The sequence below is a fragment of the Arthrobacter hankyongi genome, from assembly GCF_022012395.1.
GTDB lineage: Bacteria > Actinomycetota > Actinomycetes > Actinomycetales > Micrococcaceae > Crystallibacter > Crystallibacter hankyongi.
In genome coordinates this window covers 18,384-42,452 of the sequence record NZ_JAKLTQ010000007.1, presented here as the reverse complement: position 1 = coordinate 42,452, position 24,069 = coordinate 18,384, and the positions used below count along the sequence as shown (strand labels likewise).

Annotated in this window: 20 protein-coding genes; 12 read left to right on the top strand and 8 right to left on the bottom strand. The window is 69.9% G+C overall.

Going from position 1 to position 24,069, the window contains the following annotated elements; translation table 11 throughout:
- Window positions 1–9 precede the first annotated feature (9 nt).
- From LVY72_RS11240 to LVY72_RS11210, 7 genes are all read right to left on the bottom strand, one after another.
- A complete protein-coding gene (locus LVY72_RS11240) occupies window positions 10–1,260 on the bottom strand; it encodes an alpha-hydroxy acid oxidase (RefSeq protein ID WP_237820845.1) in 1,251 nt (416 codons plus the stop codon).
- The gene (locus LVY72_RS11235; protein WP_237820843.1) at window positions 1,257–2,684 is read right to left on the bottom strand and encodes an FAD-binding oxidoreductase; all 1,428 of its coding nucleotides are present in this window, start codon (window positions 2,682–2,684) and stop codon (window positions 1,257–1,259) included. The genes LVY72_RS11240 and LVY72_RS11235 overlap by 4 nt, the downstream gene beginning before the upstream one ends.
- Window positions 2,681–3,448, bottom strand: coding sequence for an amino acid ABC transporter ATP-binding protein (locus LVY72_RS11230; protein WP_237820841.1), 768 nt, complete (start codon window positions 3,446–3,448; stop codon window positions 2,681–2,683). The genes LVY72_RS11235 and LVY72_RS11230 overlap by 4 nt, the downstream gene beginning before the upstream one ends.
- Window positions 3,445–4,407 carry an amino acid ABC transporter permease gene (locus tag LVY72_RS11225; protein WP_237820839.1) on the bottom strand — a complete coding sequence of 321 codons (963 nt, stop codon included), beginning with the start codon at window positions 4,405–4,407 and terminating at the stop codon, window positions 3,445–3,447. Before LVY72_RS11225 ends, LVY72_RS11230 begins: the two co-directional genes overlap by 4 nt.
- Window positions 4,404–5,324, bottom strand: a complete 921-nt coding sequence (locus tag LVY72_RS11220; RefSeq protein WP_237820837.1) for an ABC transporter substrate-binding protein — start codon at window positions 5,322–5,324, stop codon at window positions 4,404–4,406. The genes LVY72_RS11225 and LVY72_RS11220 overlap by 4 nt, the downstream gene beginning before the upstream one ends.
- Before the next feature lie 368 nt (window positions 5,325–5,692).
- Window positions 5,693–7,372, bottom strand: a complete 1,680-nt coding sequence (locus LVY72_RS11215) for an HAL/PAL/TAL family ammonia-lyase (protein WP_237820835.1) — start codon at window positions 7,370–7,372, stop codon at window positions 5,693–5,695.
- A complete protein-coding gene (locus LVY72_RS11210; protein ID WP_237820833.1) occupies window positions 7,350–8,132 on the bottom strand; it encodes an IclR family transcriptional regulator in 783 nt (260 codons plus the stop codon). Before LVY72_RS11210 ends, LVY72_RS11215 begins: the two co-directional genes overlap by 23 nt.
- A 166-nt stretch (window positions 8,133–8,298) precedes the next feature.
- Between LVY72_RS11210 and LVY72_RS11205 the strand changes: the two genes are divergently transcribed.
- Window positions 8,299–9,507 (top strand): cytochrome P450, encoded by a 1,209-nt coding sequence (locus LVY72_RS11205; protein WP_237820831.1) that lies wholly within the window; start codon window positions 8,299–8,301, stop codon window positions 9,505–9,507.
- Window positions 9,508–10,033: 526 nt separating this feature from the next.
- Window positions 10,034–11,731, top strand: a complete 1,698-nt coding sequence (locus tag LVY72_RS11200; protein WP_237820829.1) for a ribonuclease J — start codon at window positions 10,034–10,036, stop codon at window positions 11,729–11,731.
- A 66-nt stretch (window positions 11,732–11,797) separates the two neighbouring features.
- On the opposite strand, the gene LVY72_RS11195 is transcribed toward LVY72_RS11200, so the two are convergent.
- A complete protein-coding gene (locus LVY72_RS11195; RefSeq protein ID WP_237820827.1) occupies window positions 11,798–12,580 on the bottom strand; it encodes a VOC family protein in 783 nt (260 codons plus the stop codon).
- Between the two features lie 148 nt (window positions 12,581–12,728).
- On the opposite strand from LVY72_RS11195, the gene LVY72_RS11190 reads away from it, so the two are divergent.
- The 10 genes from LVY72_RS11190 to LVY72_RS11145 all read left to right on the top strand — a co-directional run bounded on the left by LVY72_RS11190 (window position 12,729) and on the right by LVY72_RS11145 (window position 24,028).
- On the top strand, window positions 12,729–13,493 hold the full coding sequence (locus tag LVY72_RS11190; protein WP_237820825.1) for a short-chain dehydrogenase/reductase: 765 nt from the start codon (window positions 12,729–12,731) through the stop codon (window positions 13,491–13,493).
- A gap of 73 nt (window positions 13,494–13,566) precedes the next feature.
- Window positions 13,567–14,031, top strand: a complete 465-nt coding sequence (locus LVY72_RS11185) for an SRPBCC family protein (protein ID WP_237820823.1) — start codon at window positions 13,567–13,569, stop codon at window positions 14,029–14,031.
- 68 nt (window positions 14,032–14,099) lie between these two features.
- Complete coding sequence (locus tag LVY72_RS11180) at window positions 14,100–14,540, top strand: helix-turn-helix transcriptional regulator (RefSeq protein WP_237820821.1); 441 nt, start codon at window positions 14,100–14,102, stop codon at window positions 14,538–14,540.
- Window positions 14,541–14,550: 10 nt separating this feature from the next.
- On the top strand, window positions 14,551–14,955 hold the full coding sequence (locus LVY72_RS11175; RefSeq protein ID WP_237820819.1) for a VOC family protein: 405 nt from the start codon (window positions 14,551–14,553) through the stop codon (window positions 14,953–14,955).
- Window positions 14,956–15,122: 167 nt separating this feature from the next.
- Complete coding sequence (locus tag LVY72_RS11170) at window positions 15,123–16,655, top strand: exo-alpha-sialidase (protein ID WP_237820817.1); 1,533 nt, start codon at window positions 15,123–15,125, stop codon at window positions 16,653–16,655.
- A 145-nt stretch (window positions 16,656–16,800) separates the two neighbouring features.
- Window positions 16,801–18,444 (top strand): serine hydrolase, encoded by a 1,644-nt coding sequence (locus LVY72_RS11165; RefSeq protein ID WP_237820815.1) that lies wholly within the window; start codon window positions 16,801–16,803, stop codon window positions 18,442–18,444.
- A gap of 188 nt (window positions 18,445–18,632) precedes the next feature.
- Window positions 18,633–20,819 carry an MMPL family transporter gene (locus tag LVY72_RS11160; protein ID WP_237820813.1) on the top strand — a complete coding sequence of 729 codons (2,187 nt, stop codon included), beginning with the start codon at window positions 18,633–18,635 and terminating at the stop codon, window positions 20,817–20,819.
- A 215-nt stretch (window positions 20,820–21,034) separates the two neighbouring features.
- Window positions 21,035–21,844, top strand: a complete 810-nt coding sequence (locus tag LVY72_RS11155; RefSeq protein WP_237820811.1) for a DUF2238 domain-containing protein — start codon at window positions 21,035–21,037, stop codon at window positions 21,842–21,844.
- Window positions 21,845–22,040: 196 nt separating this feature from the next.
- On the top strand, window positions 22,041–23,324 hold the full coding sequence (locus tag LVY72_RS11150) for a sensor histidine kinase (RefSeq protein WP_237820809.1): 1,284 nt from the start codon (window positions 22,041–22,043) through the stop codon (window positions 23,322–23,324).
- Window positions 23,321–24,028 carry a response regulator gene (locus tag LVY72_RS11145; protein ID WP_308190766.1) on the top strand — a complete coding sequence of 236 codons (708 nt, stop codon included), beginning with the start codon at window positions 23,321–23,323 and terminating at the stop codon, window positions 24,026–24,028. The genes LVY72_RS11150 and LVY72_RS11145 overlap by 4 nt, the downstream gene beginning before the upstream one ends.
- Window positions 24,029–24,069: the final 41 nt, after the last annotated feature.

The following is a 24,069-nucleotide window of genomic DNA, read 5'->3' as shown; positions in this document are numbered from 1 at the left end:
TTCCGGAGGTCAGGGGAGGACGGGCAGGAGGTCGGCGGGCAGCACCGGCCCGCCGGCGCCGGCGAGCAGCTGCGGGCCGCGGCGGCGCAGTTCGGCCACGCTGGCCACACCCAGCAGTGCCATGGTCCGCCGGAACTGGCCGGTCAGCAGTTCGGCCAGCCGGGCGACGCCGGGTTCGCCGGCGGCGGCCAGCGCCCAGAGATAGGGCCGGCCGACCATCGCCAGGTCCGCGCCCAGGGCGAGGGCGGCGGCAATGTCGGCGCCGTGCCGGATGCCGGAGTCCACGACGATGGCGAAGTCCGCGCCGGCGGCCTGCCGCACCGGGGCGATCAGGTCGGCCGGCGCCACCGTGCGGTCCAGCTGGCGGCCGCCGTGGTTGGACAGGTGCACGCCGTCCACGCCCAGGTCGCGGGCGCGCACGGCGTCGGACGGACCGACCGGACCTTTGAGCAGCAGCCGGCCGGGCCAGGCGGCCCGCAGCGCGGCCAGCTCGGACCAGGTCACCGCGGGGTCGAACTGGGCGCCGATATTCTCGATGGTATAGCCGGGGCCATCCGGGCTGTCGGCCAGGTTGGCGAACTCCAGGTCCGGGGCCCGCAGCAGGCGGGTCCAGTAGCCCGGCTTGGCCCCGATGTCCAGCAGGCTGCCGGCGGTCAGCCGCGGCGGGATGGTGAAGCCGTTGCGGACATCCCGCAGCCGGTTGCCGGGCACCGCGGTGTCCACGGCGAGCTCCAGCACACGGTAGCCGGCGTCGGCCGCGCGGCGGACCAGTTCGAAGGTTTTGGCCCGGTCCTTCCAGACATACAGCTGGAACCAGCGGTCGGCCGCCGGGCCCGCGGCCAGTTCCTCCAGCGACGCGGTGGCCATGGTGGAGAGCGCGTAGGGCAGGCCGGCCGCGGCGGCCGCGCGGGCCACCGCGGGTTCGCCGTCGGGGCTGATCATCCGGGTGTAGCCGGTGGGGGCGAAGCCCAGCGGTGCGGCAGCCGGCCGGCCCAGGATGGTGGTCCCGGTGTCCGGTGCGCTGACGTCGGCCAGCACCGACGGCGTGAACCGGTACCGGGCGAAGGCCGCGGTATTGTCGGCCAGGCTCTGCTCGGCGTCGGCCCCGCCGTCGATATAGTCCATGACCGACCGGGGCAGCCGGCGGGCGGCCAGCCGCCGCAGGTCATCGACGGTGTGGCAGCGGGCCAGGGCCTGGGCTGCGGACCGAGGCGCCGGGATCCGGAGCGAGACCATGGCCAGGGCGCGGGAGAGTTTCATGCCAGGACCTTTCCCGGGTTCAGGATGTGCTGCGGGTCCAGGGCCGCCTTGACCGCGGCCATGACCTGCACACCGGGGCCGTGTTCGGCGGCCAGGGCCGCGAGTTTGCCCATCCCGATGCCGTGTTCCCCGGTGCAGGTGCCGCCCATGGCCAGCGCGCGTGCCACCATGCGTTCGTTGACTCCGGCCGCCGCGGCATGCGCCTGCTCGTCGTCCGGGGCCAGCACGAAGGCCAGATGGAAGTTGCCGTCCCCGGCGTGCCCGGCGATCGGTGCGGTGACGCCGGAGGCGGCGATGTCGGCCTGGGTGGCGGTGATGCACTCGGCGAGCCGGGAGATCGGCACGCAGACGTCGGTGGACCAGGTGACGGAGCCCGCCAGCAGCGCCTGGCAGGAGGGCAGCACGTCGGTGCGTGCCTGCCAGAGCCGGTCCCGTTCCTGCGGCCCCACGGCGGCATCGAAGCCGGTGCCGCCGTGGGCCGCGGCGATCTCGCGCAGCTGCCCGGCCTGTTCCTGCACGGACCGGGGCGTGCCGTGGAACTCGAAGAACAGCGCCGCCGCTTCCGGCAGCCCGGTCGCCGAATACGCGTTGACCGCCGCCACCATGGCTTCATCGAGCAGTTCCACCCGGGCCACGGGGATCCCGGCCTGGACCGCCTCCTGCACCACCAGGGTGGCGTCCGCCAGCGTGGGGAAGCTGCAGACGGCCGCGGAGACGGCCTCGGGCTGTCCGTGCAGGCGCACCGTCACCTCGGTGATGATCCCGAGCGTGCCCTCGGCGCCCACGAACAGGCGGGTCAGGTCGTACCCGGCGGCGGACTTGCGGGCCCGGCCGCCGGTGCGGACGACCTGACCGCTGGCCAGCACGACGGTCAGGCCCAGCACGTTCTCGCGCAGGGTCCCGTAGCGCACCGCCATGGTGCCGCTGGCCGAGGTCGAGGCCATCCCGCCGAAGCTCGCGTCCACCCCGGGCCCGGCCGGGAACCACAGTCCCAGCGGTTCGAGGGCGGCGTTCAGCTGGCTTTTCAGCACGCCCGCCTGGACCGTGGCGTCCAGGTCCGCCGGGCCCAGGCGCAGGATCCGGTCCATCGGCGACAGATCGATGCTGACCCAGCCGGGGCGGGCGTTGGCGCCGCCTTCGAGCCCGGTGCCGGCGCCGATCGGCACCACCGGGACACCGTGGGCGGCGCAGATCCGCACCGCGGCGGCGACGTCCTCGGTCGATGCGCAGCGGACGACGGCGTCCGCCACCCCGTGCGGCAGGTGCGAGCGGTCCCGTGACCGGCTCGTCCGGGTCTGGAGGTCGACGGCGACCTTGGCACCCAGCGCCTGCTGCAGTGCCGTGACCGCGGGATTGCGCTCCGGCGCGCTGCCGCCGGAGCGCAGCACCGGGTCCGGGGCGGAGAGCGAGGGTACCGCGCTCATGCCAGCACCTTGGACAGGAAGGCCTGGGTGCGGGCCTCGCGGGGGTCTTCGAGCACCTGCCGGGGATCGCCGCTTTCGACCAGGCTGCCGTCGGCCATGAAGTGCACGACATCGCCGACTTCCTTGGCGAAGCCCATCTCGTGGGTGACCACGATCATGGTCATGCCCGAGGCGGCCAGTTGCACCATCACGTCCAGCACCTCGCCGACCAGCTCGGGGTCCAGCGCCGAGGTCGGTTCGTCGAAGAGCATCACCGAGGGTTTCAGGGCCAGCGCCCGGGCGATCGCCACCCGCTGCTGCTGGCCGCCGGAGAGCTGGCCGGGATAGTGGCTGTGCTTGTCCGCCAGCCCCACCCGCTCCAGCAGCGCCATGCCTTCGGCCCGGACCTCGGCTTTGGGCCGGCGCTGCACGATGAGCGGGCCTTCGATGACGTTCTCCAGCGCGGTGCGGTGCGGGAACAGGTTGAACTGCTGGAACACCATGCCCACCGAGGCACGCTGGCGCGAGGTCTCGTGTTCCTTCAGTTCGCGCAGCCTGCCGCCGGCACGCCGGTAGCCGATCCGTTCGCCGTGCACCCACAGCTGGCCGCCGTCGATCTTCTCCAGATGGTTGATGCAGCGCAGGAAGGTGCTCTTGCCGGAGCCGGAGGGGCCGAGCAGGCAGGCGACCTCGCCGGCGTGCACGTCCAGGCTGATGTCCTTGAGCACCTCGACATGGCCGAAGGACTTGCGCACGCCGCGGGCGCTGACGATCGGATCATTCATTTCAGTCTCTCCAGTTCGACGGCGGGGGAGGCGGCGGCCGCAGCGGGCACCGCCGGGGCGGGTCCCGACGGCCGGCCGGAATTCCTGCCGGCCCGGACCGGGCGCACCGGCGAGAAGCCCCGCTCGAAGTGGCGTTCGACGTAGTACTGGCCCACGGACAGCACCGCCGTGACGGCCAGGTACCAGATGGCGGCCACGATCAGCAGCGGGATGGTCTGGAAGGTGCGCGAGTAGATGATCGAGACCGAGGTCAGCAGCTCGCTGTAGCCGATCACGATCACCAGCGAGGTGTACTTGAGCATGCCGATGGTCTCGTTGCCCGTCGGCGGGATGATCACCCGCATGGCCTGGGGCAGCACCACCCGGCGCATGGTCTGGGCCCGGGACATGCCGATGGCCTTGGCGGCCTCGGTCTGTCCCTTGGAGATGGCCCGGATGCCCGAGCGGACGATCTCGCCCATGTACGCGCCTTCGTTCAGGCTCAGCCCGAGCAGCGCGGCGGTAAAGGGCGAGATCACCGCGTTGGTCTGGATCTCGAAGAAGCTGGGCCCGAACGGGATGCCCAGGACGATCTTCGGTACCAGGGCCGCCATGAAGAACCAGAACAGCAGCTGGACCATCAGCGGGGTGCCGCGGAAGAACCAGGAGTAGGCCCAGGCGGCGCAGGACAGGATCGGGTTGGCCGAGAGCCGGCAGACGGCGACGGCGATGCCCAGCACAATGCCGATGGCCATGGACACGGCGGTGAGCAGCAGGGTGTTCAGCAGCCCCGACAGCACCGGAGGGGCGAACAGGTACTGGCCCACCACGTCCCACTGGAAGCGCTCGTTGGTGAACATCGCGTACACGATCATCACGGCGGCACCGGCCACCACCACGGCCGCCACCCAGCGGCCGGTGTACCGGGCCGGCAGGACCGGCAGGTCCTCGTCCAGCCGGTCCGGGGCGGTCCGGGTCACTTCTTGACCCCGTTGACCGGGAAGTCCTTCATGGCATGGTCGGCCATGTCGTACTTGGCCAGGATCTTCTCATAGCTGCCGTCGGCCTTGAGCGCGCCCATCGCCTTCTGGACCGCTGCGGTGAGCTGGTCGCTGTCCTTGGGGAAGACGATGCCGAAGGCCAGGTCCTGGTAGCGCGGACCCTGGACCAGCTGGCCCTTGCTTTCCGCGGCGATCACCGAGCCGGAGGTCGAATCGACCAGGAAGGCATCCACGCGTCCGCTCTGCACCGCCAGTACGGCCTGGTTCTGGCCGGCGTAGATGGTGGTCTGCAGCGGGTCCTTGCCGGCGGTCTTGCACTTCTCGGACTGTTCGGCGGCGTCGGCATCCTCGGTGGTGCCCTTGACGATGCCCACCGACTTGCCGCACAGGTCGTCCAGGGTCTTGAGGCTGGCTGCGTTGGCGGTGGACGTCATGATGCCGCCGCCGGCGGAGAAGTAGTCGACGAAGTCCACCTGCTTCTGCCGCTCGACCGTGTCGGACATCGCGGACATGGCCATGTCGTAGCGGTCCGCGGCCAGGCCCGGGATGATCGCGTCGAAGGCGATGTTGTTGAACTCCAGCGTCACGCCCAGCTGCTTCTCCAGCTCGTCGGCGATGTCGCGGTCGATGCCGACGATCGTGGTGCCGTCGGTGTCGAAGGATTCGAACGGCGGGTACTCGACATTGCTGGCCACGTTGATCTTGCCGGCCTTCTGGATGTCCTCGGGCAGTTCGGCGAACAGGGGCGCCTTTGCCCCGGGTGCAGCTTCGGTGGCCGCCGCGGTGGACCCGCTGCCGGCGTCGGCGGTGCCGGCGCAGCCGGCCAGTGCCAGCGCTGCGGCCAGGGCCGCGGTGGCCAGGATGGGCTTGCGGGCGGTGAGAGCCGAAAGAGCCATTTTCCTACACTCCTGGATAATCATCTGATCTGCGGAAAGCTTGATGGCGGGTATTCGGAAAAAGTATTTACGTCCCGAATTGTCCCCAGCATAAGGATAAAGTGAGCCGTGCCACAACCCCGGATTATTTCATTCCAGTAACCATGTTTTTCAATCTTGAAATTCGCACTTGACCTGCGGTTATCTATGAAATCTGGGCGCGGCGAAGCGCCCGGGGGTAAGGCGGAAAAGCCTATTTCAAAGCCGTGCCCGGTAAATTGATGGATTATATTTTTGGGCGTGTAGCTCCGCGGGGAATTTCTTGAGGTTATTGATTTACCGGACGGCCGATGGGTTTTTCCGCCAGCCGCCCGGCAGGCTTTGTCCGCCTATTCCTGCGCGTCCAGCGCGCGCCCGGCGGCGTCGACGACGGCGCCGCTGTGCACCAGCTCCAGCGCCGTGCGCACCCGCGGATACAGCACCACGTCGCGGCGGATGTGGTCCACCGGCCGGCCGTCGGCGGACTTGGTGGATCGCACCATCTCCAGCACGGCCCGGCTGGCCGGCGCCAGCGTGGCCGAGGCGGTCTCCGGCCGGGCCAGCCGCAGCTCCAAGGCCTGGCAGGCCATCAGCAGCTCGATCCCGACGACCGTTTCGATATTGGCGACCACCTGCCGGGCGTGCCGTCCGGCGTTGTTGGCCATCGAGACATGGTCCTCCTGGTTGGCGCAGGTCGGGATCGAGTCCACGCTGTCCGGGTGCGACAGCGTCTTCGAGTCCGAGACCAGCGCCGCGGCCAGGTACTGCGGGAGCATATAGCCGCAGTCGATGCCGGTCTGGTCACTGTCGATGAGCATGTCCGGCAGGCCCCGGTTCAGCGTGCCGTCGTCGAGCCGGAACAGGCGCCGTTCGGTGATGTTGCCGATTTCGGTGACCACGATCGAAATGAAGTCCGCGACGAACGCCACATACTCGGCGTGGAAATTGCCGCCGGAGACGGCCTTGAGCCTCCGGCTGGCCGGCAGTGCGGGGAAGATCAGCGGGTTGTCGGTCGCGGCGTTGATCTCGTTGCCGATGATCCCGGCGGCGAAGTCGAGGGTGTCCTTGATCGGGCCGAAGACCTGCGGCACGCAGCGCAGCGAGTAGGCATCCTGCGGCGGCTGGCGGACCGGGTCGGTATCGGCGCTGCCGTCGACCAGGGTGCTGCCGGCCAGCAGTTGCCGGATCCGGGCGGCCACCTCGATCTGTCCCTTCTGGCCACGGGCCTCGTGCAGTTCGGCAATGAAGGCGTCACCGAAGCCCATCAGCGCCTCGATGGTCATGGCGGCGGTCACCTGCGCGCTCTCCAGCAGGTTCTGCGCATCGAAGAGCGCCAGGGCGGCCTGCGCGCAGGAGAAGGACGTGCCGTTGAGCAGGGCCAGCCCGTCCTTGGCACCCAGCGGCAGCCGGTCCAGCCCGGCGGCGGCCATGGCCGCCTTGCCGCTGACGACGGCGCCGTCCAGGAAGGCCTCGCCGGAATCCAGTTCCTCGTCCGCGCCGGTGTGCGAGCGGGTCATGACGATGGCCACGTGCGCCAGCGGAATCAGGTCCCCCGAGGCGCCCAGCGAGCCGTATTCGGGGATGGCAGGGTACACGCCCCGGTTGAGCATTCCGGCCAGGGTGTCCAGGATTTCGTGCCGGACGCCGGAATGGCCCTGGGCCAGGCTCACCATCCGGATGAACATCGTGGCCCGGACCACCTCCTCGTCCACGTACCGGCCGACGCCGGCGGCGTTGGAGAGCACCAGCCGGCGGGAGAGCTCGGCGGCATCGGAGGCTTGGTCGAACGCCTTGCGCCCGGCCAGCGACCCGAAGCCGGTGTTGATGCTGTAGATCGGCGCCGTCGGCTCGCCGGCCTCCATCTGGTCCACTATGGCGCCGAGCCAGGCCCGGCTGGGCTCCATCCGGGCCGGTACCTCCCCGGATACCTCCACCGGCCGGCGGAACCGGGCGACCTGGATCAGGTCCTCGAGCGTTGCGCGGCCGGCGCCGACGACAACGGGGGTTTCAGTGACGGTCTGGGTCTGCATCGGCAATCTCTCTGGTTGATTGGAAACTGGTCACGGATTCGAGCGACTCGGTGAGGTTCCGCGCGGCCTGTTCGAGCGCCTGGAAGGTCGAATTGAGCCAGGCCTTGGAGCCGCAGCGGCTTTCCGGTCCGGCTACGTTGAGCGAGCAGACCACCTCGCCGCGGCAGAACACCGGGACCGCCACGGAGACCGAGCCCGGATCCAGCTCGCCGCGCGAGACCACCCGGCCCGTGGCACGGATCTGCGGCAGGCCGGAGCGGACCTGGTCCGCCGCCGGCGTGTTGTCGGTGAAGCGCGGCAGCGGGCGGTCCAGCACCTGCCGGACGACGTCCGCCGGCGCCCAGGCCAGCAGGATCCGCTGTCCGGCCCCGGCCTGCAGCGGAAGCATCTCGTTGACGGCGAAGGTGTACTTCAGCGATTTCTCCGGCTCGGCCCGCCGCAGGCACATGGCCTGCGTGCCCACCCGGATGATCATCACCGCGGTCTCGCCCACGGCATCGACCACGTCCTTGAGCACCGCGGTGCCGACTTCGGCCAGGTAGGACTGCACATGGCGCCGGCCGGAGAGCTCCAGCAGGGCACGCCCGGGCCGGTAGCGGCCGCCGTCCTCCTGGACGAAGCCGCGCTCCTTGAGCGTCTTGAAGTACCGGTAGGTGGTGCTCTGCGGGATGCCGAGCTTGGCCGCGACCGCATCGACGGTGGCGTCACCGTCGGCCGCGACCTCGGCCAGGATGGCCAGCCCGCGTTCGAATGATGTCAACCCAACCTCCTCACGGTTCCTCCGGTCCTCGGCACTCCAGCGATGCTCCACCGAAGCGTGCCGTCCGGCAATCTGCATTCTCGCATTGTGAGAACGGCATTTAGGCCGGCTCCCGAACGCCGCTACGTTGAGGGAATTCCCCGCCGCTTCGAGAAGTGAGGCATCCGTGACCATCAATCTGCCTGTTGCAGCAGCCCCAGTTATTGACGAGGATCCGTATTCGGATGCCAGCCTGCTCGATCCGTACCCGCTGTTCGAACGCATGCGCGAAGCCGGTCCGGGCGTCTGGCTGGAAAAGTACGGCGTGCCGGCGTTCGCCCGCTTCGACGCCTGCAAGGACATCCTCGACGACTACGCCACGTTCATTTCCGGGGCCGGCGCGGGACCGAAGAACCTGCACCACGAACCGTCCTGGCGCCCGCAGGGCATCATGGAGTCCGACCCGCCGGTCCACACTGCCATGCGCCACGCCATGGCCGGGGTGATTTCGCCGAAGGGCACGCGCGCCCTGCGCGGCCAGTTCCAAGAGTTTGCCGACGAACTGGTGGAGAAAGTCCTGGACCTGCGCGAATTCGATGCCGTGTCCGATTTTGCCCAGGTGTTCCCGCTGCGGGTGTTCGGTGACGCCGTCGGCATCCCCCGCGAGGGCCGGGCCGAGAACCTGCTCGCGCTCGGGGCCATGAACTTCAGTACCTTCGGCCCCGACGACGAGCGGTCCAAGAAGTTCTTCCGCCGCGGAGCCGGTACCAACGAATGGGCCATGGCCAACACCGCCCGCGAGCGTCTGGCGCCGGGCAGCCTCGGCGCGCAGATCTGGGATTTCGCGGACCGCGGCGAGATCACCGAGGCCCAGGCCGCGCTGCTGGTGCGGGCCATGCTCTCGGCGGGGCTGGACACCACGATCTTCTCGATCGGCAACACCCTGCAGTGCCTGGCCCGCCACCCGGGGGAGTGGGCCAAGGTGCACGCCAACCCGAAGCTGGCCCGGTTCGCCATCGACGAGGCCTTCAGGTACGAGTCGCCCTTCCAGTCCTTTTACCGCACGACGAGCAAGCCGGTGTCCTTCCACGGCATCCAGCTGCCCGCCGAGGCCAAGGTGGCCGTCTTCGTGGGCGCGGCCAACCGGGACCCGCGCCACTGGGGTCCCGACGCCGGCAGCTACCGGATCGAGCGCCAGGCCGGTGGGCATCTGGGCTTCGGCATGGGCATCCACCAGTGCGTTGGCCAGCCGGTTTCCCGGCTGGAAATGGAGGTGCTGTTCAACACCCTGGCCCAGCGGGTGAAGGCCATCGAACTCACCGCGGAACCGGTGCCGTTCCTGCACAATACGCTGCGCGGCTGGGCATCCCTGCCGGTGCGTCTCACGCCGGCCTGACCACCACGCCGCGTCGGCAAGGATTGCAGCGTGATGGTTGACGTGGAATTGCTCTGGAACAGATCGACGGGCTGAAGGACGGGGACGGACATTTCGAGGTGACCGGTTCAAGCTCGGCAACCCGGGTCGGATACCGTCTGGACCCGCGCCGTCCGCAACTTCCCCACGCGCCAGAGTGATGTGAGCGGGCGGGGCGGGGCGAAACCATAAAGCAGAAGGGCGGGACGAACCGGGCACCCAGGCAGCCGCCGCCTGCGGAAACCGGCAGTTCCACTTTTCCCGGTCACGCACGAAACCGCATTTCGTGCGTGACCGTGAAGGAATACGGGGTTCCCGATCGAGTCGGCGGCCGGAAGCGCCAGGGTCCGGGCTGCGGTGGTAAAGTCGGAGGCACGTATGCCGACCCGCCGACGCGGCGGGACGGGCCGCCGGCCGCCGGAAGGCGATCCGGCCGCACCGCATAACACCGCTGGCCATCCGGCTGGGGGCATTGCCGCCCGCGGCCACGCCATAGAGAACGGATTGCATGACCAGGACCGCACGCCACGCCAAGCCCGCATCGACGAAGGCGAAGCCCCCGCAGCTTGCCAAGGGGGCCCTGCGCATCGTGCCGCTGGGCGGCCTCGGCGAGATCGGCCGCAACATGACCGTGTTCGAGTTCGGCGGCAAGCTGCTGATCGTCGACTGCGGCGTGCTGTTCCCCGAGGAGCACCACCCGGGTGTGGACCTCATCCTGCCGGACTTCTCCTACCTGCGTGACCGGCTGGACGACATCGTCGGCCTGGTCCTCACCCACGGGCACGAGGACCACATCGGCGGCGTTCCCTACCTGCTGAAGGAACGCGCGGACATCCCGCTGATCTCCGCGAAGCTGACGCTGGCCTTCGTCAAGACCAAGCTCCAGGAGCACCGGATCACCGCCAAGATGATCCAGGTCAAGGAGGGGGACCGGAAGAAGTTCGGCCCGTTCGACCTGGAGTTCCTGGCCGTGAACCACTCGATCCCGGACGGGCTGGCGGTGGCCATCCGCACCGGCGCCGGGCTGGCCCTGGCCACCGGCGACTTCAAGATGGACCAGTTCCCGCTGGACCGCCGGATCACCGACCTGGCCGGCTTCGCCCGGCTGGGCGAGGAAGGCGTGGACGTGTTCCTGCCGGACTCCACCAACGCGGAGGTCCCGGGCTTCATGGCCTCCGAGCAGGAGCTGGCGCCGGCGATCGACACGGTGATGCGCACCGCGCCGCGCCGGGTGATCGTCTCCAGCTTCGCCAGCCACGTGCACCGCATCCAGCAGATCATCGACGCCGCACACCAGTACGGGCGCAAGGTCGCCTTCGTGGGCCGTTCGATGGTGCGCAACATGACCACGGCCCGCGAGCTGGGCTACCTGAAGATACCGCGCGGCATCCTGGTGGACTTCAAGGACATCGACAAGATGCCGCCGACCAAGGCCGTCATCATCTGCACCGGCTCGCAGGGCGAACCGATGGCCGCGCTGGCGCGCATGGCCAGCGGCGACCATGAGATCGACCTGGTCGACGGGGACACCGTGCTGCTGGCGTCCTCGCTGGTGCCCGGCAACGAGTCGGCCATCTACCGGCTGATCAACGACCTGACCAAGCGCGGCGCCAACGTGGTGCACAAGGGCAACGCCAAGGTCCACGTCTCCGGGCACGCCAGCGCCGGCGAGCTCGTGTACTGCTACAACCTGGTCCGTCCGCGCAACGTGGTGCCGCTGCACGGCGAGTACCGCCACCTGAAGGCCAACGCGGAACTGGCGGTGCGCACCGGCGTCGACGAGTCGCGTGCGCTGATCATCGAGGACGGCACCGTCGTCGACCTCAAGGACGGGGTGGCCCAGGTGGTCGGCAGCGTCCCGGCGGACTACGTGTTCGTGGAGAACATGGTGGCCGGGGCCGCCACGGAGGAGTCCCTCCAGGACCGCCTCCGGCTGGCCGAGGACGGCGCCATCAGCGTGCTGGCGATCGTCAACCCGGACACCGGGAAGCTGGAGGAGGACCCGGAGTTCTTCCCCGTGGGCTTCGCCCCGGCCGACGGCGAGCTGAAGAAGGCCACCGGGATCGTGGAGAAGACCCTGGCCGGGTTCAAGGGCGACAAGACCGGCCCGGGGGCCGAACGCGCCATCGGCGAGGCCCTGGCGCGCTGGTCCGACCGGTCGCTGCGGCGCCGGCCGGTGGTCACGGTCATCATCGTCGAGGCCTGACCGCAGCCAAACACCAAAGCACGACGTCGGCACCCGGCCGGGTGCCGACGTCGTGCTTTTAATGGGTTACCGGCCCTGCGGGAGCTCCTGGACAATCAGGAACATGGCCCCGGTGGGGTCGGTCAGCGTGGCCACCCGGCCGAACGGGGTATCCTCGGCCGGCTGGACCACCTTGCCGCCGAGGGCCTGAGCCTTCACGATGGCGGCGTCGGCGTCCTCGACGGCGAAGTAGGCGCGCCAGTGGGCCGGGACGCCCTCGGGCAGGAACGCGCCGGCGTCCATGATGCCGGCCTTGGCGTTCTCGTTGGCGCCGAGGGTGGTGTAGCGGAAGTCGTCGGTATCGCCCATCACCGAGGTGTCCCAGCCGAAGACGTCCTGGTAGAACTTCACGGTGGCCGGGTAGTCGCGGGTGAACAGTTCGTGCCAGGCCGGTGAACCGGGCTCGGCGGCAACCTGGAAGCCGGTGTGGCCGCCGAACTGCCAGACGCCGACGGCGGCCCCGCCGGCGTCGCCGAGCATGGCCATCTTGCCCTGTTCGGGCACTTCCATGGGCTGCAGATAGACCTGCCCGCCGGCGTCGGCCGCGGCCTTGGCGGTGGCGTCGATGTCCTCGACGCGCAGGTAGGTGGTCCAGACGTCCGGGTAGCCGGACTGGCCGTCGTTCTTCATCATCCCGGCAACCGGCCGGTCGTCCTTGAACGCCATGATGTAGCCGCCGTACTTCTCCTCGTCACCGGTCTGGTAGGTCCAGCCGAAGAGTTCGGTGTAGAACTGCTTGGCCGCCTCCGGGTCCGAGGTCATCAGGTCGATCCAGCACGGTGCACCGGGGGTGATATCGGGCTTGGGCATGCCTGCTCCTGTCGAGTGGGTTCGATGGCAACAACGGCGAGTCTAGCGCGCCGCCGCAAGGCCGGCTCTAGCATAGGATCGCGGAGTCCGGACCCGGACCGTTTTTAACCTTGAGTTCTTTGACTTTTCACGTAGGGGAAGAGGCTGGATGGATCTGCAGTTGCGCGGCAAAAAGGCCCTGGTCACCGGGGCAACCCAGGGCATCGGGCGGGAGACCGCCGAGGTGCTGGCGGAGGAGGGCTGCGAGCTGCTGCTGGCCAGCCGCGATGCCGCGCGGCTGGCGGAGGCCGCGGAGGCGATCCGCGCCGAACACGGCGTGCCGGTGGCCACGCTGGCCGCGGACCTGTCCGTCGAGGCCGAACGGCTGCGGTTGGCCGCGGCGGTCGGGGAACTGGATGTGCTGGTGAACAATGCCGGCGCCATTCCGTCCGGCAACCTGCAGCAGATCGACCACGCGGCATGGCAGCGGGCGTGGGACCTGAAGGTGTTCGGCTACATCGACCTGTCCCGTTCCCTCTACGCAAAGCTGCAGGCCCGCCGCGGGGTCATCGTCAACATCATCGGCTCGGCCGGCGAGGGCTTTCCGCCGGACTACATTGCCGGGGCGGCCGGCAACGCCGCGCTGATGGCCTTCACCCGGGCGCTGGGGAAGGCCGCGGCCCGGGACGGGATGCGCGTGGTCGGGATCAACCCGGGGCCGGTGTCCACGCCGCGGCATGAGCGCCGGTCCCGTGCCCGGGCCGGACAGGAACTCGGCGACGCCGGGCGCTGGCAGGAATTCGACGCGGACCTGCCCTTCGGCCGCGCCGCGACGCCGCGGGAGATCGCCAGCGCCGCCGCGTTCCTTGCCTCGCCGCGCTCCGGCTATACGAACGGCACCATCCTGACCATCAACGGCGGCCCGGACAGCTGACCCCGGCGCGCCGGCGGCACTATTGGGCGGGTCGAGACCTACGGGTGTCGGATGCAGTCCCTAGACTGTGCCCATGCCTACTTTCACCGTCACCCGCAACGCCCTGATCCCGGCCCGCCCGGACGAGGTCTATCCCTTCGTCGTCGACTTCCACAAGTGGACCGCCTGGTCACCGTGGGAATCCCTCGATCCGGGCATGTCCCGCACCTTTTCCGGCAGCGAGGCCGGTGTCGGCGCCAAATATGCCTGGGCCGGCAGGAAGGCCGGCTCCGGCACCATGGAGATCCAGGAAGCGGAGGAGCCGAACAGCATCCGGATCCGCCTGGTCTTCACCAAGCCGATGAAGGCCGTCAACCCCACTGTCTTCACGTTTATGCCGGAGGACGGGGGCACCCGGGTGACCTGGACCATGACCGGGGAGACCAAGGGGATCGGCCGGCTCTTTGCGCTGTTCATGAACATGGACAAGATGGTCGGCAAGGACTTCGACAAGGGCCTGGCGGCGCTGGCCTCCGCCGTCGCCTCCGCCCGGGCGTAGCCGCGGGGGCGGTTCCCCGACGCCGCCGTCGTCCTGGAACCGTCCGGACCGGGTGCTACGCTCGGACCGTGACCCCGGACGAGCTGGCCAACCTTGCGCACCTGCGCCGGGCACGGGACCTGATGGACCGGGAGTATGCCCGGCCGCTGGACGTGCCGGCGATGGCCCGCCACGCCTTGATGTCCCCGGCCCACTTCTCCCGCCGGTTCCGTGCCGCCTACGGCGAGACGCCCTATGCCTACCTGATGACCCGGCGGATCGAGCGCGCCATGGCCCTGCTGCGCGCCGGCGCGAGTGTGACCGATGCCTGCATGGCGGTCGGCTGTACGTCGCTGGGCTCGTTCAGTTCGCGGTTCACCGAACTCGTGGGGGAGACCCCCAGCGCGTACCGCAGCCGGGAGCACCCCGCGGTGGCGGCGATGCCCCCGTGCGTGGCGATGCTGCAGACCCGGCCGGCCCGGAAGATACCGAGCAGGATCCAAGAAGCGGCCGCGGCCGCCGGCGCGTAGCGTGGGCGGCATGACTATCGCCCTGCAGTACTGCCACATCACCGTCAACGACCCCAACGAGTCGCTTCCCTTCTACCGGGACGGGCTCGGCCTCGAGGTCCGCAACGACGTCGCCTCCGGCGGTTTCCACTGGGTCACCCTGGGCAGTCCGGACCAGCCGGGCCTGGAGATCGTGCTGTCGGCACCCCATGCCGGGCGCTCGCAGGCCGACGGCGACATCCTGCAGGAGCTGCTCACCAAGGGCGTGCTGCCGAACATCGTCTTCCGCACCGACGACCTGGACGCCGCATTCGAGCAGCTGCTGGCCACCGGCGCCGAGGTACTGCAGGAGCCGATGGACCAGCCTTGGGGTCCGCGGGACTGCGCGTTCCGCGACCCGTCGGGCAACACCGTGCGCATCACCCAGGCCGCCTAAGCGGCGGCAGACCGGCAGCCGGCCTCCTGCCGGGAGCCGGCTTCGAGGCGCGCCGTGCTGCGGCGGCGCCGGCAAATTCCAGATGACAACCAGGTGAATTTCAGCGCCGGAATCCTATACTGCTGGTACCTCGCAGTTCGGTTCATTGCCCTGCTGAAAGGGCCTGGATGTCCATCGCGCCACGGTACAAGCTTCCGGCCGCCGCCGGCCTGCTGGCACTTGCCCTGGCGGCCGGCAGCATCCTGGCCCGGGAGGGCCCGGCCACCGTCGGCGGGCGCCACCGGACCGAAGCCGCGGCCGGCTCCTATACCGAACAGATCCTCGCCAAGGGCGGCGACGGGCGGTTCCGCAACTACCGAATCCCGGCGCTGGCGAACCTGGGCGGCGGTGTGCTTTTGGCCGCCTACAACGGCCGGCCCACCATGCAGGACGCGCCGGGACCGAACTCCATTCTGCTGCGCCGCTCGCTGGACGGCGGCCGGACCTGGACCGGCCAGACCGTGATTGCCCGGGGCCGCGAGGATCCGGAGGAGGAAGAGGACATCGGCTACTCGGACCCCAGCTTCGTGGTGGACGAGGAGACGGGCTGGGTCTACGTTTTCTACGTCTATTCCAAGGACACCGGCTTCTCGGACAGCGACTACGGCAATGACGACAGCGACCGTGACGTGATGAGCGCCGCGGTCGCCGTTTCCAAGGACCGGGGTCTGACGTGGGCACAGCGCCTGATCACCAAGGTGGTCAAGCCGGACGGCGTGCGGGGCACCTTTGCCACCAGCGGCCACGGCATCCAGCTCAGGTACGGCGCCTACGCCGGCCGGCTGCTGCAGCAGTATGCCGGCATCTTCCGCACGGCCACCGGCCGTACCCAGGTCAAGGCGTATTCCGTGTACAGCGATGACCATGGCGCCAGCTGGCAGATGGGCACCCCGGTGGGTACCCGGATGAACGAAAACAAGGCGGTGGAACTGTCCACCGGCGAGGTCATGCTCAATTCGCGGATGCAGAAGGCGGGCGGCGCGCGCTACGTCGCCATCTCGCAGGACGGCGGCCGGACGTACGGCGCTGTCGCCACGGATGCGGTCCTGATCGACCCGCGCAACAACGCCGCGCTGGTCCGCATGTACCCGGACGCACCGCAAGGCTCGGCGGACGCGAAGAAGCTGCTCTTCAGCAACGCGGCCAGCGCGGACAAACGCGTGAACGGCACCATCCGCTACTCCTGCGACGACGGACGGACCTGGCCCGTGGCGCGCGTCTTCCAGCCGGGCAGGACGTCCTATTCGGACATGGTGGCACTGGGCGGGAACCGTTTCGCCCTGTTTTATGAAGGACTGCACAACGAGCTGCGCTTTGCCATCTTCGACCGGGACTGGCTGGCGCCGCACTGCGCCGCCGTCAGCACGGCGGGGACCGTCATCGCCGCGGGCGACTCGGGAACGGTTGCCATCGCCGTGCGGAACGACGACGTCACCCGCCTCCCGGCGGGCACGGCCACGGTGTCCCTGGGCGGCGGGCTGGCCGCATCCACCGTGGATGTCCCGGACCTCGCCCCCGGCGCCAGCGCCACGGTGGATGTCGCCGTCACCGTCCCGTCGGATGCGGACGCCGGTACGTACCCGGGCGAGGTGCTCATCAGCGCCGGAAACGTCACCGTCCGCGGCCCGGTTACCGTCACCGTCCGCGCCGACGCCGGATGAGGCCAGGGAAGCGGACCCGGCGGATACGCCGGGGAACATTGTTCCGGCCGGGCGCAAGGTCCACCATGGGTGGTAAGGCTTCAGCCCGGCGGTTCCGGGGCGGCGCGGACCGAGGCAGGATGACTGTGCATCATGAGGGGTTCCCATGGCCGGATCCAGTTCCGCTTTCCCGGACCGCCGCACGCTGCTGAAGACGCTGGGCGCCGGGGCGGCGGGGACGGTTGTCCTGCCCCTGCTGGCCGGCGGCACTGCCGGCGCCGCTGTCCGCCCGGCGTCGGCAGCGGGGCCGTTGCTGCCCGCGCCGCCGCAGCAGGTCCCGCCGCTGCTGGACCGTGACAAGGTCGACGGCGCCTTGGCCCGGCTGGCCGGATCGGTCCACCACGCGATGGACACCACGGGCGTGCCGGGCATCGCGGCCGCCGTCGTCTACCAGGACGAGGTGCTGTACCTGCGGGGCTTCGGGGTGCGCGAGGTGGGCCGGCCCGGCACGGTGGACGCCGACACGGTGTTCCAGCTCGCCTCGGTCTCCAAGCCGCTGGCCTCGACGGTGGTGGCCGGGGTGGTGGGCCGGGGGAAGGCCCACTGGGCGGACCCGGTGATCCGGCACAACCCGAAGTTTGCCCTCAAGGACCCCTACGTGACCCGGAACGCCACGTTCGAGGACCTGATGTCCCACCGCAGCGGCCTGCACACCGGGGCCGGGGACCTGCTCGAGGACCTCGGCTTCGACCGCGCTTACATCCTGGCCCGCCTCGACCAGCAGCCGCTGGAACCGTTCCGCTCCACCTACCAGTACAGCAACTTCGGCTACACCGAGGGCGGCCAGGCGGCCGCGGATGCCATGGGCATGACCTGGGAGGACCTGGCCGAGGAGATCCTGTTCCGTCCGCTGGGCATGGGCAACTCGACCTACCGCCACGCGGACTATGAAAAGAGCGCGAACAAGGCGCTGATCCACGTGCCGGTGGGAAATAAGAAGTGGGAGGCCAAGTACGTCCGCGACGCCGACGCGGAGGCACCCGCCGGCGGGGCCAGCTCCTCGGTGCGGGACCTGGCCCGGTGGATCCGCCTGCAGCTGGCCAACGGCCGCTACGAGGGCCGGCAGGTAATCAATGAGGACGCCCTGCTGGCCACCCACGCACCGCAGATGATCATGGGGCCGCCGGCCACGCCGCTGGCCCGCGCCCACTTCTACGGCCTGGGCTGGAACGTCACCTATGATGACCAGGCCCGGGTCCAGCTGGGGCACTCCGGGGCCTTCGACCTCGGTGCCGCGACGTCGGTGCTGATGCTGCCGGGGGAGCAGCTGGGCATAGTGGTGCTGACCAACGGACGGCCGCAGGGCATCCCCGAGGCGATCGGCGCCGAGTTCTTCGACACCGCCCAGCACGGGGCGCCCACGGTGGACTGGCTGGCGTTCACCGCCGAGGTGTTCCGGCAGATCGACGAGGCGGACAAGCCGCCGGTCGACTACTCCAAGCGCCCGGCCCAGCCCCGGCCGGCGCGCGCGGACAGCGCCTACACCGGCACGTACGCCAACTCCTATTACGGCCCGCTCACCGTCGCCGCGGACAACGGCATGCTGGCCATGACCATGGGGCCGGACAACAAGCCCACCACCTTCTGCCTGGCCCATTTCGACGGCGACACCTTCAGCTTCGAAACCATCGGCGAGAACGCCAACGGCCTGGCCGGGGCGATCTTCACCGTCGGCGCCGCTGGCCGGGCCTCCAGCGTCCGGCTCGACTACTACGACCGGACCGGCCTGGGCACCTTCACACGCGGCTAAGGCCCGCCGTCCGGCCGGCGCCGCCACGGCACGGGGCCGGCCGGCTACGACTTTTGGATGACCCGGGCCCGGCCGATTTCCCCCTGCCGGACGATCCGCCCGGCGGGGTCCGGGAAATACGCTGGCAGAGCCTGCTGCCACGGGGCGTCGACGGCAGCACACCCGCACCCTTCCCGAGGAGTTTTCCCATGTCCGCTTTTCTCTACCGGCTCGGCAGGTTCTGTTTCCGCAAACGATGGTGGGTGGTCTCCACCTGGCTGGCCCTGGTCGCAATCGTCATCGGCTCGGTGGCCGCGTTCGGCGGACCGCTGGATGATTCCACCGACATTCCCGGCACGCAGTCCCAGGAACTGCTGGACAAGCTGGAGGACAAGATGCCCTCCGCCGACGAGGAATCCGGACGGATCGTCGTCGCCGCCGGCCCCGGCGGGACGATCAGCAATGCCCAGTTCGCGGTCATCGCGGACGAACTGGACCGGATCTCGGGGCTGGACGGGGTCCGGGGCGCCGCCGATCCGCTCTCCACGGGGGCAGTGTCGTCGGACGGGCGCATTGCCGTGATCAACGTGGTCTACGAATCCGGCAGCTATCCCTCCGCCACGACCCGGGCGGCCATCCGCGCCGCCGCGGATCCGCTCGCCGACGTCGGGCTCCAGACGCAGTTCAGCCCCTCGATCTCCGGCAGCCCGTCGGCCATCGGCAGCAGCGAGATCGTCGGCGTCGCCATCGCCGCCGTCGTCCTGGTCGTGGCCCTGGGCTCGCTGATCGCCGCCGGCCTGCCGCTGCTGACCGCCCTCTTCGGCGTCGCCGCCGGGCTCGGCACGGTGCTGGCCTTGACCAACGTCTTCCCGATCGGCCAGAACGCCGTCGTCCTCGCGCTCATGCTGGGCCTGGCCGTCGGCATCGACTACTGCCTGTTCATCGTCAACCGCCACCGGAACCAGGTGCTCCGGGGCATGCCGGTGGCGGAATCGGCCGCCCTGTCCGTGGGCACCTCGGGCAACGCGGTCCTGTTCGCCGGGCTGACCGTGGTCATCGCCCTGGCAGCCCTGAGCCTGCCGGGCATCCCGTTCCTGGCCGTGATGGGGCTGGCCGCCGCCGGCACCGTCGCCGTCTCGGTCCTGGTGGCGCTGACCCTGGCGCCGGCCCTGCTGGGTATCATCGGCGGCCGCATCGTGTCCCGGCGGGCCAGGAGCAAAGCCGAAAACCGGACCGGCGGAGCCGCGGCCGTACCGATGCAGGACAACCGCTGGGCGCGCTGGGTCACCGCCCATCCGGTGGCCGTTGCCGCCAGTACCGTGCTGCTGCTGGGGATTGTCTCGATCCCGGCCCTCGGCATGCGGCTGGGCCTGCCCGACGCCTCGGCCAACCTGCCCGAAAGCAGCAGCTACAAGGCCCACAAGCTCATCGAAGAGGGCTTTGGGGCCGGCGCCAACGGGCCGCTGCTGGTGACGGCAACCGTGCCCGGCGGCGCCAACCCCGAAGCGGTCGTGACGAAGCTGGCACAAAAACTGGCTGCGGCCGACCACGTGGCGGCCGCCAGCCCGGCGGGCATCAGCGCGGACGGCACGTTCGCGATCGTGCAGGTCATTCCGGCGGAGGGTCCCTCCAGCCAGAGCACCGAGCAGCTGGTGAAGTCCCTGCGCGCGGACGCCGCCGGCTACGGGCGCACCTCCGGCGCCGTCGACGTCGGGGTTACCGGGCAGACCGCGATGAACATCGATGTCTCGGCCAAGCTGGCCGCGGCCCTGCCGGTCTACCTGGCCGTGGTCATCGGTCTCTCGCTCGTGCTGCTGCTACTGGTTTTCCGCTCGATCCTGGTGCCGCTGCAGGCCACGGCGGGCTTCCTGCTCTCCCTGGCTGCCTCTTTCGGCGCCGTCGTGGCGGTCTTCCAGTGGGGATGGTTCAGCGAGCTGTTCCGCACCGGCGATCCGGCCCCGATCATGGCCTTCCTGCCCATCATCCTGATCGGCGTGCTCTTCGGCCTGGCCATGGACTACCAGATGTTCCTGGTCTCCGGCATGCGCGAAGCCTACGTCCACGGCGGCGATGCGCACCGGGCCGTCCGGGCCGGCTTCAGCCACGGCGCCCGGGTGGTTACCGCGGCGGCCGTGATCATGATCGCGGTCTTCGGCGGCTTCGTCTTCTCGGATGTGCCGGACATCCGGGCCATCGGCTTCGCCCTGGCCTTCGGCGTGTTCGTCGATGCGTTCCTCGTCCGGATGACGCTGGTGCCGGCGCTGATGCAGCTCTTCGGCCGCGCGGCCTGGTGGTGCCCGCGCTGGCTGGCGCGCCTGCTGCCGGATGTCGACGTCGAAGGGGACAAGCTGCGCCGGCCGCGGGCCGAGGCCGAACGCGAGCTGGCGGGCGTCTAGGCCCCATACCGGCCCGGATCCTGTTCCACCGTTCCTCCGGCGGGTGGCCGTCGTTACACTCAGGGTGTGACAGGCGACGTCAGCCGGGCCCTGGGTTTGCTGCAGGTCCCCTCCGGGTCCTTACGCCACCGGGCGGCGGCACGGCGCCGGCTTCGCCGGGCCGGGGCCGTGCCGGCCTCCCCGGGTGTCGGCCCCGTTCGGGGGATGAGGTAGCCGTGCAGCCCGGCCCCGACCCGGACAGCAACCCCGCGGAGAGCTCCGAAACCCTCGGCCAGGCCGGAGGGAACCCGGAGCTCGCGGCGGTCCGTGAGCCCGTGACCGGCAAGCGCGCCGGTGTGGAAGGCCGTGCCGGCCCCGCGGCCCTGCCCTTCCGTTCGGCCGTCCGGTTGTTCCTGAATGCCCCCGGAACGAGGATGCTGCTCCCGGTGGAACTGCTTTTTCTTTGTTTCCTGGCGGTGTCCGCTGTATCGCAGGCTTGGAGCGAAGCCGCCGTCCCGACCATGCTGGTCGTCGCGGCGCTGGTGCCCTCCGCGGTGGAAACGGCAATCCGTTCCCGGTTCCCGACCTGGCTGCACGGCTGCTATTTCGGGTTCCTGCTTGCAGGACCGCTGGTTGGCAGCCGGTTGGGGCTCTATGCCTTCTGGACCCAGTGGGACAAGCCCGTCCATACGTTCTCCGGTGTTCTGGTCGGTTGCGCCGTCACCTTCGCCCTGGGTGTCGCCGGCCGGCGGACGGGCGTTGCCCTTCCCCCGTTCCTGGTGGTGGCGGGGATAATCACCTCCGGCGGCTTCGCCGCCGCCGCGTGGGAAATCGCCGAATTCACCAGCGACTCCGTCCTGGGCACCCGTGCACAGCACGCGGGCCTGGAAGACACCATGACGGACATCATCTGTGGTGTTCTAGGGGCAATCATCGTGGCGGCCGCGGTGGGCATCCACCACCGGGGCCACCCGGTCCCCTGGGTCACCTCGCTGCTCCAAGACCGCGACTTCGTCCCTTCCGCACCGCCCCCGGAACGGCTCTAGCCCCTGCCCAGCTAACGGCCGTTTACCGGGACAAGGGCGGATTGCCGGCCTCCCAGCCGGCCCGTGATCGTGGACACATCCGCGGGTGAAGCCGATCCGGGACCCTATGATCATGGAGGCACGGCCTTCCACAGGCCTGCCCGCGCCGTTTTCCGATCGGGAACGGCTGCCAGCCGCCTGACCGGAGGACCAAGCCATGCAGCAGGAGCGCGGGACGGGGCAGCCCGGGGAGCTGCCCCACCAGCCGGGGCCGATCCGGAGGTTCCTGACCCGCCACCCGGTAGCGTTTGACGTGGCCATCACCGCGCTGTGCATGGCCCTGACCGCGATACCGGTGCTGCTGCTGTTTCCCCACATTTTCCAGCAGCCGGCCACAGCGGGCGCCCTCGCCGCCAGTTCCGGCCTGCCGCTGCTCGTCCGCCGCCGTTATCCGGTGGGGGTGCTCGTGGCGACGGCCGTGCTGACCGTGCTCGGCTATGCCGTCCACGGACTGTTCCTGCTGCTGCCGCTGTCCTTCGCGCTGTACGCGGTGGCGGTGTACCGGTCGGTGCGCGTGGCCTGGGCCGGCTTTGCCTGCGTGCTGCCGATCCTCGTGGCCGATGCCCTGATCAACGATCCGTCCGCAACCCCGTTTTCGCCGGATCCCGATCCTCCGGCGGAATCCGGAGCGACCGTTCCGGCCGGGATCTCGGTGCTGATCGCGGTCCTGATCGGCACGATTGTGAGCCGTCAGCGCCGTCACATCGAGGCGTTGGCCGAGCACGCCCGGCAGCTGGCGGTCGAGCGCGACCAGAGGGCCAAGCTGGCGGCCGCGCTGGAGCGCACCAGGATCGCCCGCGAAATGCACGACATCATCGCGCACAGCCTCTCGGTGATGGTGGCGCTGGCGGATGGCTCGGACGCGGTGCTGCACAAGTCGCCCGAGCGGGCCGGCACCGCCATCCGGGAGGTGGCCAAAACGGGGCGGAAGGCAATGGCCGACCTGCAGGGCGTCCTGGGCGTGCTGAAGGAGCCCCGCGGCCCGGCGCCGGACGGGCCGGAGGACATCCTGCCGCCGTCGGGCCCGGATTCGCTGCTGGCACTGGTGGAAACCTTCCGGGTCGCGGGCCTTCCGCTGACGTTCACCACCTCCGGGACCCCGCCGGAGGATCCGGCACTGCAGATGGTGGTGCACCGGATCGTCCAGGAAGCCCTGACCAACACCCTGCGCTACGCCCGCAGCGCCACCCGCGTCACCGCCGCCGTCAGCTACGGTCCGGCCCGGATCGAGGTCACCGTCCGGGACAACGGCCAGCAGCCGGTGGGCCAACCGTCCCAGGGATCGCGCCTGGGCATCCTGGGCCTGCAGGAACGGACCGCGATCTACGGCGGCACGCTGGAGGCCGGGCCGCACAGCGCGGGCGGCTGGAGCGTCCGGGCCACCATACCGATGACCAGCCAAGGGGAGAGCATGCAGGCAGGCGCTGGGAGCACCGCGTGAGCGCACAAGCAGAACCTGCCACCGCAGCGGCGCCGATCCGGGTGGTCCTGGTCGATGACCAGGCTCTGCTGCGGACGGGCTTCAGCATGGTGGTCGGGGCCGAGCCGGACATGGCCGTCGTCGGTGAAGCCGGCGACGGGCAGGCCGGGATCGACCTGGTTGCCGAGCGGAAACCGGATGTCGTGCTCATGGACGTGCGCATGCCCGGGATGGACGGGGTCGCGGCCACCCGCGAAATCGTCAGCGCCTGGCCCGGGTGCCGGGTGATCATCCTGACCACCTTCGACCTGGACGACTACGCCTTCGCCGCCATCCGGGCCGGAGCCAGCGGCTTCCTGCTGAAGAACGTCCAGCCGGCGGAGCTGCTGGCTGCCATCCGCGCGGTCTCCTCGGGGGATGCGAGCATGTCGCCGCGGGTCACCCGCCGCATGCTGGATCTGCTTGCCCCGGCCCTGCCGGCCCTGCAGCAGGACGCGCCACACCGGCACGCCGGGGTCCTGGCCACACTGACCGCCCGGGAACGCGAAGTGCTCGCGGCGCTGGCCGAGGGCCTGGCCAACCAGGAGATCGCCGAGCGGTTCTTCGTTGCCGAAACCACGGTCAAGACACATGTGGGCAGGATCCTGGCCAAGCTCCGGGTCCGGGACCGGGTGCAGGCGGTGGTCCTGGCTTTCGAATCGGGTCTGGTGCGGCCGCGGCTCTGAGCTGCCGTCACAGGGTTCCGGGCAGGGTCCGTATGGCCTAG